Origin of the sequence: Hyphomonas sp. GM-8P (genome assembly GCF_003263315.1) — a bacterium.
Taxonomy (GTDB): Bacteria; Pseudomonadota; Alphaproteobacteria; order Caulobacterales; family Hyphomonadaceae; genus Hyphomonas.
Genome location: NZ_AWFE01000127.1, coordinates 36,582 through 52,442, shown reverse-complemented (window position 1 = coordinate 52,442; position 15,861 = coordinate 36,582). Strand labels below are relative to the sequence as shown.

The window sequence follows — 15,861 nt, the reverse complement described above, 5'->3', positions numbered from 1 at the left end:
CGATCAGGCCGGCTTGCAGATCGGCCGGTCTCCGCCTGCCTGAATAAAGGAGATAAGTTCCATGGCGAGCGGCTGGTCTGCAAAATCCAGCGCAGCCTTGGCAAGGCGGTCCTTGAACAGACCTTCGCCGAAAAAGACTGCCTTGTAAGCACCGCGGATCTGCATCAGCTGGCCTTTGTCGAAACCGCGCCGCTTGAGGCCTACCATGTTCAGGCCGGAAAGCTTGGCATGATTTCCCACGACAGACCCAAAAGGTATCACGTCTTCGACAACAATTGCGCCGCCACCGATGAATGCATTCCGTCCAATGCGGGAGAACTGGTGTACCGCCGCGAGTCCGCCAAACCAGACATGGTCACCCACCTCGATGTGTCCGGCCAGTGATACATTGTTCGCCATGACAACGTGATTGCCGATCTGGTTATCATGAGCGATGTGCGCACCAATCATGATGTAGCAATGATCACCGACTTTCGTCAGGCCACCGAACTTTGGCATGCCCGCGTGGGCAGTGGCATATTCGCGGAAGGTGCAGTTCTCGCCCACCTCAAGACGGGACTCCGGCGTGTCTTCGAACCCGATCACCTGTGGACTGCAGCCCAGCGTCGCGTGAGGGAAAAGCACGCTGTTGCGGCCAAGACGAGTATGACCTGCCACCACTGCATGAGAGTGCAGCTTGCACCCATCGCCGATCTTCGCATTTGCACTGACATGGCAAAACGGACCGATCGCGACATCCGTGCCCAGCTGGGCGCCGTCTTCAACAAACGCGGTAGGATGAATCTGTGTCGGCATGGCTGCTTCTCTGAATTTCAGCGCGAAGGAAGCGCCGATCAGCTATTTTTCTTCGGGTTTGCCTGTTTCTGCAACCATGCGACTTCACGCATCCACTGGCGAATAGGTTTCGCCGGCGTGCCGCCCCAGGTTTCACCGTCTTCAATATTGCGGAAAAGGCCCGAAGACGCAGCGAGACTGACACCTTCGCCGACCTCAACGTGGTCTGCGATACCGACACGTCCTCCCAGCATGGACTGGCTGCCGACCCGGACCGAACCCGAGATGCCGCCAAAGGCGGCCATGACGACGGACCGACCGAAAACGACATTGTGCGCGATCTGGCAAAGATTATCGATCTTGGTGCGCTCACCGAGGATCGTGTCTTCGAAGACGCCTCTGTCAATACATGTATTGGCGCCGATGGAGACATGATCCTGAAGGATGACCCGGCCAAAATGGGGAGCATCACGCTGGCCGTCAGGAGAAGCAAGCACGCCGAAACCGGTTTCTCCGATACGGGCCCCCGCCAGCAGCGTCACATGATCGCCAACCAGTGCGCAGAACACGCTGGCATTTGCTCCGATCTGACAGTGCCGGCCTATCTGAACGCCCGGACCGATCGAGACATTGGGGCCGATCCAAGTGCCTTCGCCTATGACGGCGCCGGGCCCGACAACCGCCCCTGGAGAAACACGCGCATCCTCATGCACCTGGGCATCAGGCGAGATACGGGCATCACCCGTCCAGTCCAGATGACGCGGCCGGTACATCGCCAACGCTGCGACGGCATGGGCGTAGCGGGGCAATGGCACGACCAGTTTTGCCGCGCCTTCCGGCACATATTTCAGGTTGGCTTCGTTCGTCATGAAGATCCCGGCATTTACCGAAATCTCGGGAGCAGACTTTCCATCGCCATCCAGGAAGGCAAGATCGCCCGCTTGGGCATTTGCGGCAGAGGCGATACCCGTCACACGCAGGTCGCCATCCCCATCAAGCGCCGCGCCGGTCAATTCCGCTACTTGGCCAAGCGTCAAAGCCCCCAATGGCGCATAGAACCGCGGATCGACCGTCACGATATGCTCCGTTACTGCGGATTAGCCGGCTGATCCGGAATCTTCTGACGCGTAACCGTCAGGGTCGGCGTCGCAGCGTCGAGTTTCTGGATCACCAGAGCCGTCGCATCGATGGAGTCGGCAGTGTAGACTACAGAGCTCTTGGAAACGACCATTTGAGCGTTCTTTTCCTGAATGACCTGAAGCAGAACCGGCTCAAGCGCCTTGTTGAAATTCGCCAGAGCGACGCGTTCCGTCAGGGAGAATTCCTGGGATGCGCGCTGAGCCTTGGCGGCAAATGCGTTTGCCTTCGCCTGATAGCCATTCAGTTCGGATACCAGAGCCGCATCGGCATTGACTTGCTCACGCGTCTTTCCAGACAGCTTCGCGTCCAGGGCCTTACCCTGCGTTTGAAGCGTGTTCCGTTCCGGCGTCAGTTCGCCGTTCATTTGCGTTTCGATATTGTTGAGCTTGGTCGCCATATCCTTGCCAGCTTTGCTGTCGCGAAGGATCTTCACTTCATCGATGGCGATAACATTGCTGCCTTGCGCGACAGCCGCAGGCGCCGTGAAAGCGGCGCTGCCGATAAGCAATGCGAAGGCAAACAGGAGTTTCTTGAGGTGGGACATGCTAGTCTCCATTCTGGGGGCTTGCGATTAGAAGCGTGTTGAAGTCGAGAACCGGAACGTCTCTGTCCGGTCATAATCCTCGCTGCGGAGGATCTGAGAGAAGTCGAAGCGGATCGGGCCGAACGGCGAATTCCAGAATACGCTGAGGCCCGCTGAAGCTCGCAGCGATGCCGCATCCTTGGTAAGCCGCGCAGCGGGCAAACCCGTGTTCGGGTCGATCGTGAAAATGGTCGGAGCTTTGTCCGGACCACGAAGCGTGCCCAGCGAACCGGCATCCATGAAGAGTGCGCTCTTGATGCCATACTCTTCCGGGAACACATTTGGCAGACTCAGTTCGAACGTACCCTGATAATAGGCATTCCCGCCCTGCGCGTTCAGGCGCCGGGTGGCAACGACCTCACCAGTTGCCGGATCGACCACTCGGAGAATCTCCCGCGGGCCGAGGCCAGCGACATCAAATCCGCGGAACGTCGAACCGCCCCGGAAGAAGCGATTGTTAATCCGAATGCCTTCCCCATTCTCCAGCGGGAAGACATAGCCGCCAGACAGGCGTGCACTGGCCACAACGCCCTTCCAGATACCGCGATAGAAAGATGCCCGCGTTTCTGTACGTAGATAGTGCACGTCACCACCAACACCTGCCAGATCCTGACTCAGGGAGAAATCAAATCCGCGGGTTGGTGTAATCGGATCGTTGGTGCGATCCCAATAAAGCTGATACCCGAGAATACTGGAGAGATCAGATCGCTCGGACCGGCAGATCGTTTCCCGGAAAAGATAAGACGGGTCGCACCGGTCAAGAACAACTTCCTGACCCTCTATGGCATCATCAGGACCCGCTGTCCGGTAACGGTCGTCGCTGGTATCGTCCGGAGTGTCCTGACCGGCAGTCTGGATAACACGGGTCGACGGTAGCCCCGTCGCGATATCGATCAGATATGGCACATCCGTCACGTCGATATCGTCATACTGCAGACGATAGCTGAGCCCCAGCTGCATGCGTTCGGTCAGCGGGAAACCCAGGCGAACGCCTGCACCATAAGTGTCGCTGGTGAAGTAGGAGATGTCGCCGAAGTCCTTTCGGGTCGCAAACATGTCTATGCCGGCAGACAGATTGCGGTCCAGGAAGCGTGGCTCAGTGAAGCGAAGATCCAGAACCTGCTGTCGGCTGGACGCAGAAACACGCGCAACAACCGACTGCCCGCGTCCACGCAAATTCCGCTGGCTGGCAGACAGGTCAATCAGGTAGGAGTCGACTGAAGAGAAACCCGCGGCGAACGAAAGTTCGCCGGTGGGCTGCTCCTGAACCGTCACATTGACCACGGTCCGGTCAGGCTCATCCGTTGCAACTTCCTCGATCTCGACTTCCTTGAAGTAGCCGAGCGCCCGCACACGGTTCTTGGAACGGTCCAGAAGAATCCGGTTGAAAGCGTCGCCTTCGGAAATTCTCAGTTCCCTGCGGATCACGCGGTCCAGTGTCTGCGTGTTTCCGACAATGTTGATGCGGTCGATGTAAACACGCGGGCCTTCGTCCACCACGAAGGTCACGTCGATGCGGCCCGTATCCGGGTTCACATCGAGCTGCGGACGAATGTCGACAAACGCATAACCCGCAATGCCCGCCGCATAGGTCAGGGAGTCAATCGTGCTTTCGATCAGGTCACCTTTGAACAGCGCGCCTTCCTGAATCGGCACCGCGGCGCGAAGGGCTTTGGCGTTCAGTTTTTCGAGCGCTGTCTCAACCTTGACCTCACCAAAATCGTACTGGCGCCCCTCATCCACCGTCATGGTGATGTAGAAGTCTTTCTGGTCCGGGGTCAGCTCGGCCACTGCCGAGGTCACGCGGAAATCATAATAGCCGTTGTTCTGATAGAACTGACGCAGCTGGTCGCGGTCGTATTCCAGGCGTCCCGGATCGTAGTTGTCGTTGGAGCTGAAGAAGCGCCAGAAACGGGATTGCTTGGTGACGATTTCGCTGCGCAGACGGGAGTCCGAGTAGGCTTCGTTACCGATGAAGTTGATCGAACGGACACCCGTGACCGGACCTTCCGTGATCTGGAAAATCAGATCGACGCGGTTCTGCTCCAGCGGCTTGTATTGCGGCTCGACCTTTGCAGCAAAACGGCCCGACTGGCGGTAGAGCTCGAGAATACGCTGCACATCGTTCTGCACCCGCGCTGCCGTAAAGATACCGCGCGGCTCGGCCTGGATCTCTTCCTTGAGCTTGTCTTCCTTGAGTGCCTTGTTGCCCTCGAAAATCACGCGGTTGATGATCGGGTTCTCAACAACACGGACAATGAGGTCATCGCCAAGACGATCGATGGAAACGTCTGCAAAAAGGTTGGTCGCGAACAGCGTCTTCAGCGACAGGTCGATGCGGTTGGGGTCGAATGCATCCCCGGGTTCCAGCAACAGATATGACTGGACGGTCCGTGCTTCGATACGCCTGTTTCCCTGGACCACGATCGAACGGATCGTTCCCCCATACCGGTTGTCTTCCTGCGCCTGAGCCGAGCCGGTAACGCCCGGCACGCTTTGAAGCGCGAAGACGCTGGTCGCCATGAAGGTCGCTGCAAGAAACTTACGCATCGTCGAATTAACTCTCTGATTAGTCCCTGATCCGGCCGGCTCAGCCGCCCCCGCCGCCGAAAACGCCGGTTTCGATGACATCGCCCCATGTGATGACGACGACCATCCCCAATAACAGGATGAGACCGAATGTCAGGCTCACTTCCTGCACTTTTTCCGGCAAATGGCGGCCGGTCAGGGCTTCGTATGCATTAAATACAAGGTGTCCGCCATCCAGCACCGGCAGCGGCAATAGGTTAAAAAAGCCGATCCCCACGGAGATCGATGCACACATTCCAAGGAGCATCCAGAACAGCTCGGACACACGCGTGCCAACCGAGACATCTTCCTGTGCCCACACCCGGTTCACGATTCGGCGTGACACATCGCCAATCCCGACCGGTCCGGACATTGTATGAATCGACATACGTCCGGTGATGATCCGGCTGAGCATGGTGACAGTCTGCTCAAGTGTCTTTCCGGTCTGGATAACACCCTGTCCGAGTGCTTCTGCCGGATTGTAACGGGTCGGTTCCTGAACGCTGACGCTGGCCAGTTTTACACCGATAGTGCCTTGGGGCACCTGCTGGCCGACTTCATTCTCACGCACCACTTCCTTGGGTGTAACGGTGAGGGTCTGCTCCGTGTCGCCGCGGCGAACCACGAAGTCGACTGGCGTATTGGGGTTGAGTATCGCGGCCAGCTGAATATCGCTGGCCGTTTTCACAGCCTTGCCATTGGCTGATATGACGATGTCTCCAGCTTCCATCCCTGCCACTGCGGCGGGGGTGCCTTCTTCAACAGAATAGATACCGATCTCCACATTCGGACGGCCGAAGGTACCGATCATCAGAGCAAATATGAGGCTGGCGAGCACAAAATTGGCGAAAGGCCCGGCCAGGCTGACAAGCGAGCGCTGCCCAACACTGAGTTCCGGATAAGGCCGCCCGACGAGGCCACCCTCAATCTTGCCGATATCGCCCGCAGTCTGCGCTTCGCCGGCGAACTTCACGAAGCCGCCGAGCGGGATCCAGTTGATGCGCCAGCGAGTGCCGCGCTTGTCCTTCCGTTCAAACAGAGGACTTCCAAAACCGATTGAGAAGGATTCGACAGCCGCCCCGAAAGCACGGCCGGCAAGGTAATGACCATATTCGTGGACGATCACCACGATGCCCATCATGAAGATGAGGCAAGCCAGAAACAATGGACCTTGGCTCAGCAACTCACCCAAGCGTACTACCCTCCGCCCCACCACCCGGGGCCCGCTTCAAGACGTCTCCAGCCGCAGAACGCGCGAACCGGTCCAGATAGCCGATCTCTTCTAGCGAACTACATGCCATTCCGGCCATATTGCCGGAAAGGAAGCGACTCAACACTTCCTTTACCACCCAGCTTATGTCCAGAAACCCGCATTGGCCCGCAATAAATGCAGAAACGGCGGTTTCATTAGCGCAATTTAATACCGTTGTAGCGCCCGGACCGGCGGAAAATGCCTCACGCGCCAAGTCCACCGCAGGAAATTTTGTACCGTCCACCGCCTCAAAATCGAGTTTTGCGAGGGACACAAGGTCGAGCCGGTTCACCGTGGTCGCAACACGATCCGGCCAGCCTAAAGCGTACGAGATTGGTGTCCTCATGTCCGGAGCGCCGAGTTGCGCGATCACCGATCCGTCCGTGAAGTGCGCCATGCCGTGAATAATCGACTGGGGGTGAATGATCACATCGATCTTATTGGCTGGGACATCGAACAGATAAGCCGCCTCGATCAGCTCCAGAGCCTTATTCATCAAAGTGGCACTGTCGATCGAGTTCTTGATCCCCATGGCCCAGTTCGGATGCGCCGCGGCCGCTTCCGGGCTGGCGGTGCGCATCTCATCCAGCGTCGCCGTCCGAAACGGTCCACCTGAGGCCGTGATGGTCAGCCGCTCCAGCGACTTGCCGTCACCGAGGCATTGGTGAATCGCGCTGTGCTCTGAATCCACCGGCAGGACCATTACGCCGGCCTTCCTGGCTTCTTCAAGGATCAGCCGACCGCCGCAGACGACGCTTTCCTTGTTGGCTATCGCCACATCATTGCCTGCCTGAACGGCCGCCAGCGTCGATTCCAGCCCCGCAGCACCAACAATCGCCGCAAGGACCCTGGCAGGCCGCGTTGCCGCTTCCGTCACGGCCGCGGCACCGCCAGCAGCTTCAATTCCGCTACCGGCCAACCGGTCCTTCAGGATCGGCAGCTGCGTTTCATCCGCGATCACGGCGATCTGCGGCCGGCATTCGAGCGCCTGCTCTGCCAGTTTCTCAACGTTACTACCGGCCGTCAGGGCAATGACGTCGAACCCGGCGCCGCCACTCTGATTTTCGTACTGGATGACATCGAGCGCCGAGCACCCAATGGAGCCTGTCGATCCCATAACAGAAACAGCACGCCTGGAAGTCATGCCTGCAGCCCAAGCATGTCCGGCAGGTCAGGCGCAATGTGGAAAGCCAGTACGGTTATGAAGGCAACCGCACCAAGACCATCGACGCGATCCATAACTCCGCCATGCCCAGGAAGGATCGATCCGGAATCCTTGACGCGGAAACGCCGCTTCAAGCCGCTTTCGAAAAGGTCACCCAACTGCGCCACCACGGAAATGGAGAGGCCTGCCAGGATCCAGCCCGCAAAGGGCACACGCTGGATGTCGGCCGCTGCGATGCCGCAGACAACACACGCAACGACAGCCCCAATCGCGCCGCTCCAGGTCTTGTTCGGGCTCTCTTTCGGTAGCAGCCGCGGACCGCCGAGCCCGCGGCCCGTAAAATAGGCCGCCGCATCGGAAGCCCAGACGAATGACATGAAATAGAGCGCAGCAGACCGGCCATCCCATGGCCCTTCCCGCAGCAACCACAAGGATGCTGGCATCAAGGTCACGTAGACGAGACCGAACACAGCGCTGCCCCGGTGATTCCAGCCACCCTTCGCTGTCATCGCCGCAAAGACGGCTCCAGCGAGAATTACGCCCAGCGCGATGCCTGAATTGCTGAGAGGAAGTGCCAGGCACGCCAACGCAGCGAACGCGACCAGCAGCATGGGTTTGATAAAACCGCTGATATGCCCCCATTCCCAGGCCATGACGCCCGCTGCCGCCGCGCAAGCCACAGCCAGCCCCCAACCGCCGGACCAAACTGCGGTCAGCCCGAGCGGGATCAGGATGGCTGATGATATCAGCCGCAGCCCCAGATTTGAAAATCTGAGTTCCCGGGGGGTCCAGTCTCCCATCAGTGCGGCTCCGACGTCACGGCACCGAACCTGCGTTCCCGATTCCGAAAGTCTGCGATTGCCTGTTCCAACGAAGACTTGTCGAAATCCGGCCAGAGCACGTCCGTAAAGATCAATTCGGCGTAGGCAGCCTGCCAAAGAAGGAAATTGGATAAGCGGTATTCTCCACTGGTCCGTATCAGCAAGTCGGGATCCGGAATGCCATCTGTATCCAGAAACTTGGCAAATGCGGTCTCATCGATTTCTTCGGCTTCGAGTTCACCGTTCTGGATTGCCGCTGTGAGCTTCTGCGCAGCACGGAGGATCTCTTCCCGGCCACCATAGTTGAATGCGATGTTGAGGTAGAAATCGGAATTTTCGGCTGTCTCCCGCTCCGCCTTGTCGACGAGCTCCGCGATATCTGTGGGCAGACCTTGCCGACGTCCAATGACGCGGATCCGGACCCCCTCCCGCTTCAACCGGCCGAGGTCGCGCTGTACATAGGCTTTCAAAAGGCCGAACAGCGCACTGACCTCCGCCGCGGGACGGCGCCAGTTTTCGGTGGAGAACGAGAAAACGGTCAGATACCGGATGCCAAGCTCCGGTGCGGCCTCGACCGTCCGGCGCAACGCTTCAACCCCGCGCTCATGGCCTGCCGCACGCGGCAATCCCCTGGCCTTTGCCCAGCGTCCATTGCCATCCATGATGATGGCAACATGCTGCGGCCCCGGCAGCCCCTGTGCCCCGGCGCCCTCTGAAGCGGGGGCGGGTTCACCGGACATCAGACCTGCATGATCTCCGCTTCCTTGGCCTTCAGCGCATCGTCGACTTTCGCGACATAGATATCGGTCAGCTTCTGGACTTCATCGGACAGGGCGTGGTGCCGGTCTTCGCTGATCTCGCCGTCCTTTTCCATCGCCTTTAGGCTATCCATGCCGTCGCGGCGAATATTGCGGATCGCGACGCGCGCCGCTTCGGCATACTTGCCTGCTACTTTCTGAAGTTCTTTCCGGCGTTCTTCATTCAGCGGCGGGATCGGCAGGCGAAGGTTCTGGCCATCGACCACTGGGTTCAGACCGAGGCCGGACTCCCGGATCGCGCGATCTGCAGCGCCGACGACAGCTTTATCCCAGACATTCACAGACAGCATTCGCGTATCGGTGACTGTCACGGACGCCACCTGGTTCAGCGGAACAGTCGAGCCATAGGCAGGCACCATGATGGAATCGAGCAGGTTCACGGATGCACGACCGGTGCGCAGGCCGCTGAATTCTGTTGAGAGCGATGTCAGTGCGCCTTCCATGCGGCGCTCGAGATCTTTCTTGTCATAGCTCATTTGGAAGACGCTCCCTTGTTCGTAATTGTCGTCGAGGTGCCCTGACCGTGCAGCACTTTCAGAAGCGACCCTTCCTCCTTCAGTGAGAACACCACGATCGGGATGTTGTTGTCACGCATCAGGCTGACTGCAGAAGAATCCATCACACGAAGGTCTTTCACCAGCAACTCCTGATAGGACACATCGTCATAGCGGGTGGCGGAGGCATCCAGCTTCGGGTCGGCCGTGTAGACGCCATCCACCTGCGTGCCTTTCAGCAAGGCATCGCAGTTCATCTCAATGGCGCGCAGGGCAGCGCCAGTGTCTGTGGTAAAGAACGGATTGCCGATTCCCGCAGCAAAAATGACGATCCGGCCCTTCTCCATGTGGCGCTGGGCACGGCGGCGGATGTAGGGCTCGCAGATCGCTTCCATATGAATCGCAGACAGGACGCGGGTCGGCACATCCATATTCTCCAGAACACTCTGCATGGCGAGGGCGTTCATTACCGTGGCCAACATGCCCATGGAGTCTGCCTGAGCCCGCTCCATGCCCTTCGCGGCACCGGCAACGCCTCGGAAAATGTTACCGCCGCCGATGACCAGGCAGATCTCGGCGCCAGCATCGCGCGCGCCCTTGATGGCCTTGGCAAACTTCTCGCAGGTCGGGATATCGATTCCGAACTGGCCGGGGCCCATGAGGGCCTCCCCTGACAGCTTAAGCAGTACGCGTTTGTACTTGAGTTTGCTTGTCTCGGGATCCCCGCTCGGCATCGTCATTTTCCCTTCGCTGGAAGCCTTATGGCCTCCTAAAAGATTCCCGGCCGCCTGTCATGGGCGACCGGGATGTTCAAAGCCCCTTGCGGGCGGAAAGGCAAGCCTGATCAGGCGCCTTTTGTCATGGAAGCGACTTCATCTGCGAAGTTGTCCTCTTCCTTCTCGATGCCATCACCGAGCTTGAAGTTGACGAAGCCTTTCAGTGTGGCGCCCTCGCCTTTCAGGAACTCACCAACCGTCTGGTCAGGGTTCATGACGAAAGGCTGCTCAACCAGCACGACTTCCTTGTAGAACTTCTGCATGCGGCCAACGATCATCTTCTCGATAACATTGTCCGGCTTTCCGCTTTCACGCGCCTGCTCGGTCAGGACGCGCTTTTCAGCTTCGACGATGGCCGGGTCCAGCTCGTCTGTCGTTGCAGCAGCCGGCGACGTGGCAGCGATATGCATTGCAACCTTGCGGCCGATTTCGTCCAGGTCACCCGAACCGTCGAGCGCGACCAGCACACCCACTTTGCCCATGCCAGGAGCTTCTGCGTTGTGGATGTAGGAAGCGACCTTGCCTTCAGCCGTCAGTTTGGCGGAGCGGCGCAGGGTCATGTTCTCGCCAATCGTCGCAACAAGGCGCTTGATCAGGTCGTCGACAGAGCCTTCACCATCCGGCGATGGCGCGGCAGCAAGAGCCTCGACGGAACCGTCGGTGTTCAGGGCTGCCTTGGTGATGCCGGCCAGAGCGGTCTGGAACTTTTCGTTACGGGCAACGAAGTCCGTTTCGGCATTCAGTTCGACGATTGCGCCGGACTTGCCGTCTTCGGAAACCTGCACAGCCACCAGGCCGTCAGCGGCCGTACGGCCCGACTTCTTGGCAGCTTTGGACAGGCCCTTGGCACGGAGCCACTCGGTGGCCGCCGCTTCGTCACCATTGTTTTCGACAAGCGCCTTTTTGGCGTCCATCATGCCTGCGCCCGTTTTTTCACGGAGCGCCTTCACAAGCGCAGCTGTAATCTCAGCCATAGCTTTATTCCCTCAGTCTCGATTGTACCGGTGCGGTTTATGCGCCGGCTTCGTCAGCCGTTTCGTCTGCTGCAGCAACATCAGCATCCACAACGCCTGTAACGTCTTCCAGCTCGCCCAGATCCATGCCGAGACCGGCGGAGGATTCTGCAAGGCCGTCGAGAACGGCATCGGCGAACAGGTTGCAGTAGAGCGAGATAGCGCGTGCAGCGTCGTCATTGCCCGGGAAGCCGTAATCGGCGTCTGCCGGATCACAGTTCGTATCCAGGACGGCCACAACCGGGATACCCAGCTTGCGGGCTTCCTGAACGGCGATGGCTTCCTTGTTGGTATCGATCACGATCATGGCCGACGGCAGGCCGCCCATGTCAGCGATACCGCCCAGAGATTTATGGAGTTTCTCACGGCGGCGCTCGAGGTCGAGCAGCTCTTTCTTGGTCAGGCCGGCGCCACCACCCGTTTCAAACATCGCGTTCAGTTCGCGCAGCTGCTTGATCGAGTTGGACACGGTAGACCAGTTGGTCAGCGTGCCGCCGAGCCAGCGGTGGTTCATGTAGTACTGGGCGCAGCGCTGCGCGGCTTCAGCGACCGGCTCCTGGGCCTGGCGCTTCGTGCCGACGAACAGAACGCGGCCGCCCTTGGCCACCGTATCACGCACGAACAGCAGTGCCTGGTGCAGAGCCGGCACAGTCTTGGAAAGGTCCATGATGTGAATGCCGGAGCGGTCGCCGTAGATGTACGGCTTCATACGCGGGTTCCAGCGGTGGGTTTGGTGACCGAAGTGAACGCCAGCTTCGAGCAGCTGACGCATGGTGAAGTCAGGTAGGGCCATCGATTGTCTCCATCCGGTTGGCCGTCACGGGTGGAACTTTGGACCCCAATGGCCCGCAGCACCGGATGCACCCGTGAACTGGTTTAAGATGAGGCGGCTTATACAGATATTCCCTTGCCGGGCAAGCGGTCTGAGGCCTGTTTTGGCAGGACTTCAGGTGATCATTTCATGACTATACTGGACTATGTCATGAACCCGGCATGCCCTAGATGGAGCATCAGGCGGCTTTCAGGGGCTCCACACGCTCCACGCCTGGCACGTCCTTCAATGCCCGCTGGGCTTTCAGGCTGATCGTGTAGGTCGCCGGCAGCTTCAGAATCACCAGCCGGCCATCCTCCAGCGGCACCTCGACCAGAATGTCACCGCGCTCGGTATCAGGCAGCTTGGCGAGGTGACCGACCACGCCCGCGATCTCCGCCGGATTGGCCCCCACGGCGAGACGCACCTTCAACGCCCCCATGCCCCGGCTGAGACGGGCCGATTCCAGTGGCAGGACCCTTTCGGCATTGAGGCGGATCTCTTCCCCGTTCCGCTTCACCCCAACAGTCACCGCAACAGCGTTGCCCACCTGCAGCAGGTCGTAATTCTGGGACAGGGTTTCCGGGAAGACCATCATCTCAACCTCGCCCGTCGGATCGGACAGGGTGAGGAAGGCAAACTTGCCGCCATTGCGGGCCGGCTTGTCGGAGCGCAGGCGCACGATTCCGATCATTTCGATAGGCTTGCCGTCCGAAGCCCGCTCCTCGATCTCCATTGCGAGGGTGATACGCTCCCGGTCGAGGCCCGAGAGGACATCGTCCAGCGGGTGGCCGGAGAAGTAGAACCCGATGGAGCGAAACTCCTCATCCAGCTTCTGCTGGCCATTCCACGCCTTGGCCGACGGCAGGACCGGGCGCAAAGCTGGCTCGGCATCGCCAAACAGGCCGCCCTGGCCGCCCATCCGGTCTTCCGCCGCACTTGCCGCCATCTGAGCCAGCATCGGCGCCCCGGCGAGCACGCGCGCCCGGTTCTTGTCAAAACAGTCGAACGCCCCCGCCTTGGCGAGGGATTCGAAGGCCTTCTTGTTCACATGCTTCGGATCGACCCGTTCGGCGAAGTCGTAGATGTCCTTGAACGGGCCGTCCTGCTCGCGGATCGCCACGACATGTTTCATCGCTTCGAGGCCAACGCCTTTCAGCGCACCCAGCGCGTAGACGATTGCCCCATCGCGCACATCGAAGTCAGCAGTCGAGCTGTTCACGTCCGGCGCGATGACCGGGATCTTCAGCCGCTTGGCTTCCTGGAAGAAGGCGGCAAGCTTGTCGGTGTTGCCGAGATCGAGGCTCATCGAGGCGGCCAGGAACTCCACCGTGAAGTGGCGCTTCAGGTAGCCGGTATGATAGCCGATCAGGGCATAGGCCGCGGCGTGGGACTTGTTGAAGCCGTAGCCTGCGAACTTCTCCATCGTATCGAAGATTTCGTTGGCCAGCGGGGCTTCCATGCCCTTGTTCTTTGCCGCGCCCTCGACGAAGCGCTGGCGCTGGGCAATCATCTCTTCCAGCTTTTTCTTACCCATGGCACGGCGCAGCAGGTCAGCATCGCCGAGCGAATAGCCGGCAATCTCCTGCGCCATCCGCATGACCTGTTCCTGATAGACCGGCACGCCATACGTGGCTTCCAGAACAGGCTTCAGGTCCGGGTGGGCGTACTGGACGCCCTCGGGATTTTCCTTGCCCTCGATATAGACCGGGATGTTTTCCATCGGGCCCGGACGATAGAGCGAGATGATAGCGATCACGTCTTCAAGACTGTGCGGACGCACCTTCTTCAGCGTATCGCGCATGCCCGCGCCTTCCAGCTGGAAGACGCCGAGCGTGTCACCGCCGCCCATCATGTCGTACGTGTCCTGATCGTCCAGACTTTTCCATTCCGGACCGACATCCTTGCCGTCCCGCCGGATGAATTTCAGGGCGCGGTCGATGACTGTCAGGGTCTTCAGGCCGAGGAAGTCAAACTTCACCAGTCCGGCCATCTCGGCATATTTCATGTTGAACTGGGTGGCCGGAAGGTCTGCCCTCGGATCGTTATAGAGCGGCACCAGCTCCACGAGCGGCCGGTCACCGATCACGACACCGGCGGCGTGTGTGCCTGCGTTCCGGTATTTGCCTTCCAGTTTCAGCGCGATCTTGAGGAGTTCGCCAACGCGCTCATCGGCGTCCATCTCCTCATAGAATTTCGGCTCGTCGTCGATCGCTTCCTGAAGCTTCGGCGGATTGGCCGGATTGAACGGGATCAGCTTCGCCAGACGGTCCACCTGACCGTAAGGCATCTGCATGACGCGCCCCACATCGCGCACCACAGCCTTCGCCTGCAGCGTACCGAAAGTGATGATCATGGCGACTGAGTCCGCACCATACTTGTCGCGAACATAGCGGATCACCTCGCCCCGTCGTTCCTGACAGAAGTCGACGTCGAAGTCTGGCATCGAAACACGTTCGGGGTTCAGAAAGCGTTCGAACAGAAGATCGAAGCGTAGCGGATCAAGGTCCGTAATCAGGAGAACCCAGGCAACCAGCGAGCCCGCACCGGAGCCCCGGCCCGGCCCGACCGGAATGCCCTGATCCTTGGCCCATTTGATGAAGTCCGAAACGATCAGGAAGTAGCCCGGGAACCCCATCCGCTCGATGATGCCGAGTTCATAGTCCAGCCGTTCGAAATATGTCTCACGCTCGGCATACAGCCGGTCGGCTTCCTTGAGGCGGAATTCGAGGCCCTCCAGCGCCTGCTTGCGCAGTTCTTCTGCCTCAGACCGCCCTTCGTTCGAGAAGTTCGGCAGGATCGGCTTATGCGTCTCGGCCTTCACCGAACAGCGCTGGGCGATCTCGACCGTGTTCTCGATGGCTTCCGGCAGGTCCGCGAACAGCAGACGCATTTCCGAAGGCGATTTCAAGTATTGCTGGGCGCTCACCTGCTTGCGGTCCGGCTGGCCCAGATATTCGCCATTGGAAATACACATCATGGCGTCATGCGCCTGCGCGTCGCTTTTCTTCATGAAGCGCGCATCATGCGTCGCTACCAAAGGCAGCTCCAGCTCATAGGCCAGTTGGATGAGTCCTTCTTCAACGGCGCGTTCATCCGGCGTGCCGTGGCGTGTGATCTCGACATAGCACCGCCCCGGATAGGCGCTCGCCAGCGTGGACAGTTCCGTCCGTGCATCTGCCACCCGGCCTTTGAGCAGATGTTTTGCGACCTCACCCTCGGCGCCGCCGGTCAGCACGATCAGGCCGTCGGTCTGTTCCATGACCAGTGCGCGCGAGAGTTTCGGCACGCCGTCCGCCGCGTCCAGATAGGCGCGCGACGACAGGTACATCAGGCGGCGGTAGCCTGTCTCGTTCTGGGCATAGAGCGACAGGCGCGACGGCTCGGCCCTTGGCACGTCCTCTACAACATCGAAACAGCACGCCATGATGGGCTGAATACCAGCTCCAGAAAGCGTGAGGGATATTTCAAGCGCCCCGAACAGATTGTTGCGGTCGGTGATGGCGACCGCAGGCACCAGGTGCTCCTCACACCAGGCCTTCACGTCCTTGGGCGAAATCATGCTTTCCAGCAGCGAATAGCTGGAACGGATGGCCAGATGGATGAAGGGCGACTCGGGCAAGGCAATCTCTCCTCAGGGGAGGAT

Annotated in this window: 13 protein-coding genes; all 13 read right to left on the bottom strand. The window is 59.5% G+C overall.

Features of this window, described 5'->3' with window-relative positions:
* Positions 1-3 precede the first annotated feature (3 nt).
* The gene (gene lpxA / locus HY26_RS17420; protein WP_034765032.1) at positions 4-795 is read right to left on the bottom strand and encodes an acyl-ACP--UDP-N-acetylglucosamine O-acyltransferase; all 792 of its coding nucleotides are present in this window, start codon (positions 793-795) and stop codon (positions 4-6) included.
* 38 nt (positions 796-833) lie between these two features.
* A complete protein-coding gene (gene lpxD, locus HY26_RS17415) occupies positions 834-1,850 on the bottom strand; it encodes a UDP-3-O-(3-hydroxymyristoyl)glucosamine N-acyltransferase (protein WP_034765035.1) in 1,017 nt (338 codons plus the stop codon).
* 11 nt (positions 1,851-1,861) lie between these two features.
* Positions 1,862-2,458, bottom strand: a complete 597-nt coding sequence (locus HY26_RS17410) for an OmpH family outer membrane protein (RefSeq protein WP_034765038.1) — start codon at positions 2,456-2,458, stop codon at positions 1,862-1,864.
* A gap of 27 nt (positions 2,459-2,485) precedes the next feature.
* Entirely contained in the window at positions 2,486-5,047 is a 2,562-nt protein-coding gene (gene bamA, locus HY26_RS17405; protein ID WP_112074223.1) for an outer membrane protein assembly factor BamA, read from the bottom strand.
* Between the two features lie 40 nt (positions 5,048-5,087).
* A complete protein-coding gene (locus HY26_RS17400; RefSeq protein WP_139068985.1) occupies positions 5,088-6,257 on the bottom strand; it encodes an RIP metalloprotease in 1,170 nt (389 codons plus the stop codon).
* The gene (gene dxr / locus HY26_RS17395) at positions 6,250-7,434 is read right to left on the bottom strand and encodes a 1-deoxy-D-xylulose-5-phosphate reductoisomerase (RefSeq protein WP_233351677.1); all 1,185 of its coding nucleotides are present in this window, start codon (positions 7,432-7,434) and stop codon (positions 6,250-6,252) included. Before dxr ends, HY26_RS17400 begins: the two co-directional genes overlap by 8 nt.
* A 23-nt stretch (positions 7,435-7,457) precedes the next feature.
* Positions 7,458-8,282 carry a phosphatidate cytidylyltransferase gene (locus HY26_RS17390; RefSeq protein ID WP_051599812.1) on the bottom strand — a complete coding sequence of 275 codons (825 nt, stop codon included), beginning with the start codon at positions 8,280-8,282 and terminating at the stop codon, positions 7,458-7,460.
* Positions 8,282-9,043, bottom strand: coding sequence for an isoprenyl transferase (locus HY26_RS17385; RefSeq protein ID WP_034765043.1), 762 nt, complete (start codon positions 9,041-9,043; stop codon positions 8,282-8,284). Before HY26_RS17385 ends, HY26_RS17390 begins: the two co-directional genes overlap by 1 nt.
* On the bottom strand, positions 9,043-9,597 hold the full coding sequence (gene frr / locus HY26_RS17380) for a ribosome recycling factor (protein ID WP_034765046.1): 555 nt from the start codon (positions 9,595-9,597) through the stop codon (positions 9,043-9,045). Before frr ends, HY26_RS17385 begins: the two co-directional genes overlap by 1 nt.
* Complete coding sequence (gene pyrH, locus HY26_RS17375) at positions 9,594-10,349, bottom strand: UMP kinase (protein ID WP_034765049.1); 756 nt, start codon at positions 10,347-10,349, stop codon at positions 9,594-9,596. The genes frr and pyrH overlap by 4 nt, the downstream gene beginning before the upstream one ends.
* A 110-nt stretch (positions 10,350-10,459) precedes the next feature.
* Entirely contained in the window at positions 10,460-11,365 is a 906-nt protein-coding gene (gene tsf / locus HY26_RS17370) for a translation elongation factor Ts (protein ID WP_034765052.1), read from the bottom strand.
* A gap of 37 nt (positions 11,366-11,402) precedes the next feature.
* Positions 11,403-12,197: a 30S ribosomal protein S2 gene (gene rpsB / locus HY26_RS17365; protein ID WP_034765054.1), complete on the bottom strand. Its 795-nt coding sequence runs from the start codon at positions 12,195-12,197 to the stop codon at positions 11,403-11,405.
* 217 nt (positions 12,198-12,414) lie between these two features.
* The gene (gene dnaE / locus HY26_RS17360) at positions 12,415-15,837 is read right to left on the bottom strand and encodes a DNA polymerase III subunit alpha (protein ID WP_112074222.1); all 3,423 of its coding nucleotides are present in this window, start codon (positions 15,835-15,837) and stop codon (positions 12,415-12,417) included.
* Positions 15,838-15,861 lie beyond the last annotated feature (24 nt).

Excerpts from the sequence above, each read along its gene's own strand:
- HY26_RS17385 (WP_034765043.1), bottom strand. The coding sequence starts at position 9,043 with ATGTCCGGTGAACCCGCCCCCGCTTCAGAGGGCGCCGGGGCACAGGGG.
- lpxA (WP_034765032.1), bottom strand. The coding sequence starts at position 795 with ATGCCGACACAGATTCATCCTACCGCGTTTGTTGAAGACGGCGCCCAG.
- HY26_RS17410 (WP_034765038.1), bottom strand. The coding sequence starts at position 2,458 with ATGTCCCACCTCAAGAAACTCCTGTTTGCCTTCGCATTGCTTATCGGC.
- HY26_RS17390 (WP_051599812.1), bottom strand. The coding sequence starts at position 8,282 with ATGGGAGACTGGACCCCCCGGGAACTCAGATTTTCAAATCTGGGGCTG.
- rpsB (WP_034765054.1), bottom strand. The coding sequence starts at position 12,197 with ATGGCCCTACCTGACTTCACCATGCGTCAGCTGCTCGAAGCTGGCGTT.
- bamA (WP_112074223.1), bottom strand. The coding sequence starts at position 5,047 with ATGCGTAAGTTTCTTGCAGCGACCTTCATGGCGACCAGCGTCTTCGCG.
- tsf (WP_034765052.1), bottom strand. The coding sequence starts at position 11,365 with ATGGCTGAGATTACAGCTGCGCTTGTGAAGGCGCTCCGTGAAAAAACG.
- frr (WP_034765046.1), bottom strand. The coding sequence starts at position 9,597 with ATGAGCTATGACAAGAAAGATCTCGAGCGCCGCATGGAAGGCGCACTG.
- dxr (WP_233351677.1), bottom strand. The coding sequence starts at position 7,434 with ATGGGATCGACAGGCTCCATTGGGTGCTCGGCGCTCGATGTCATCCAG.
- pyrH (WP_034765049.1), bottom strand. The coding sequence starts at position 10,349 with ATGCCGAGCGGGGATCCCGAGACAAGCAAACTCAAGTACAAACGCGTA.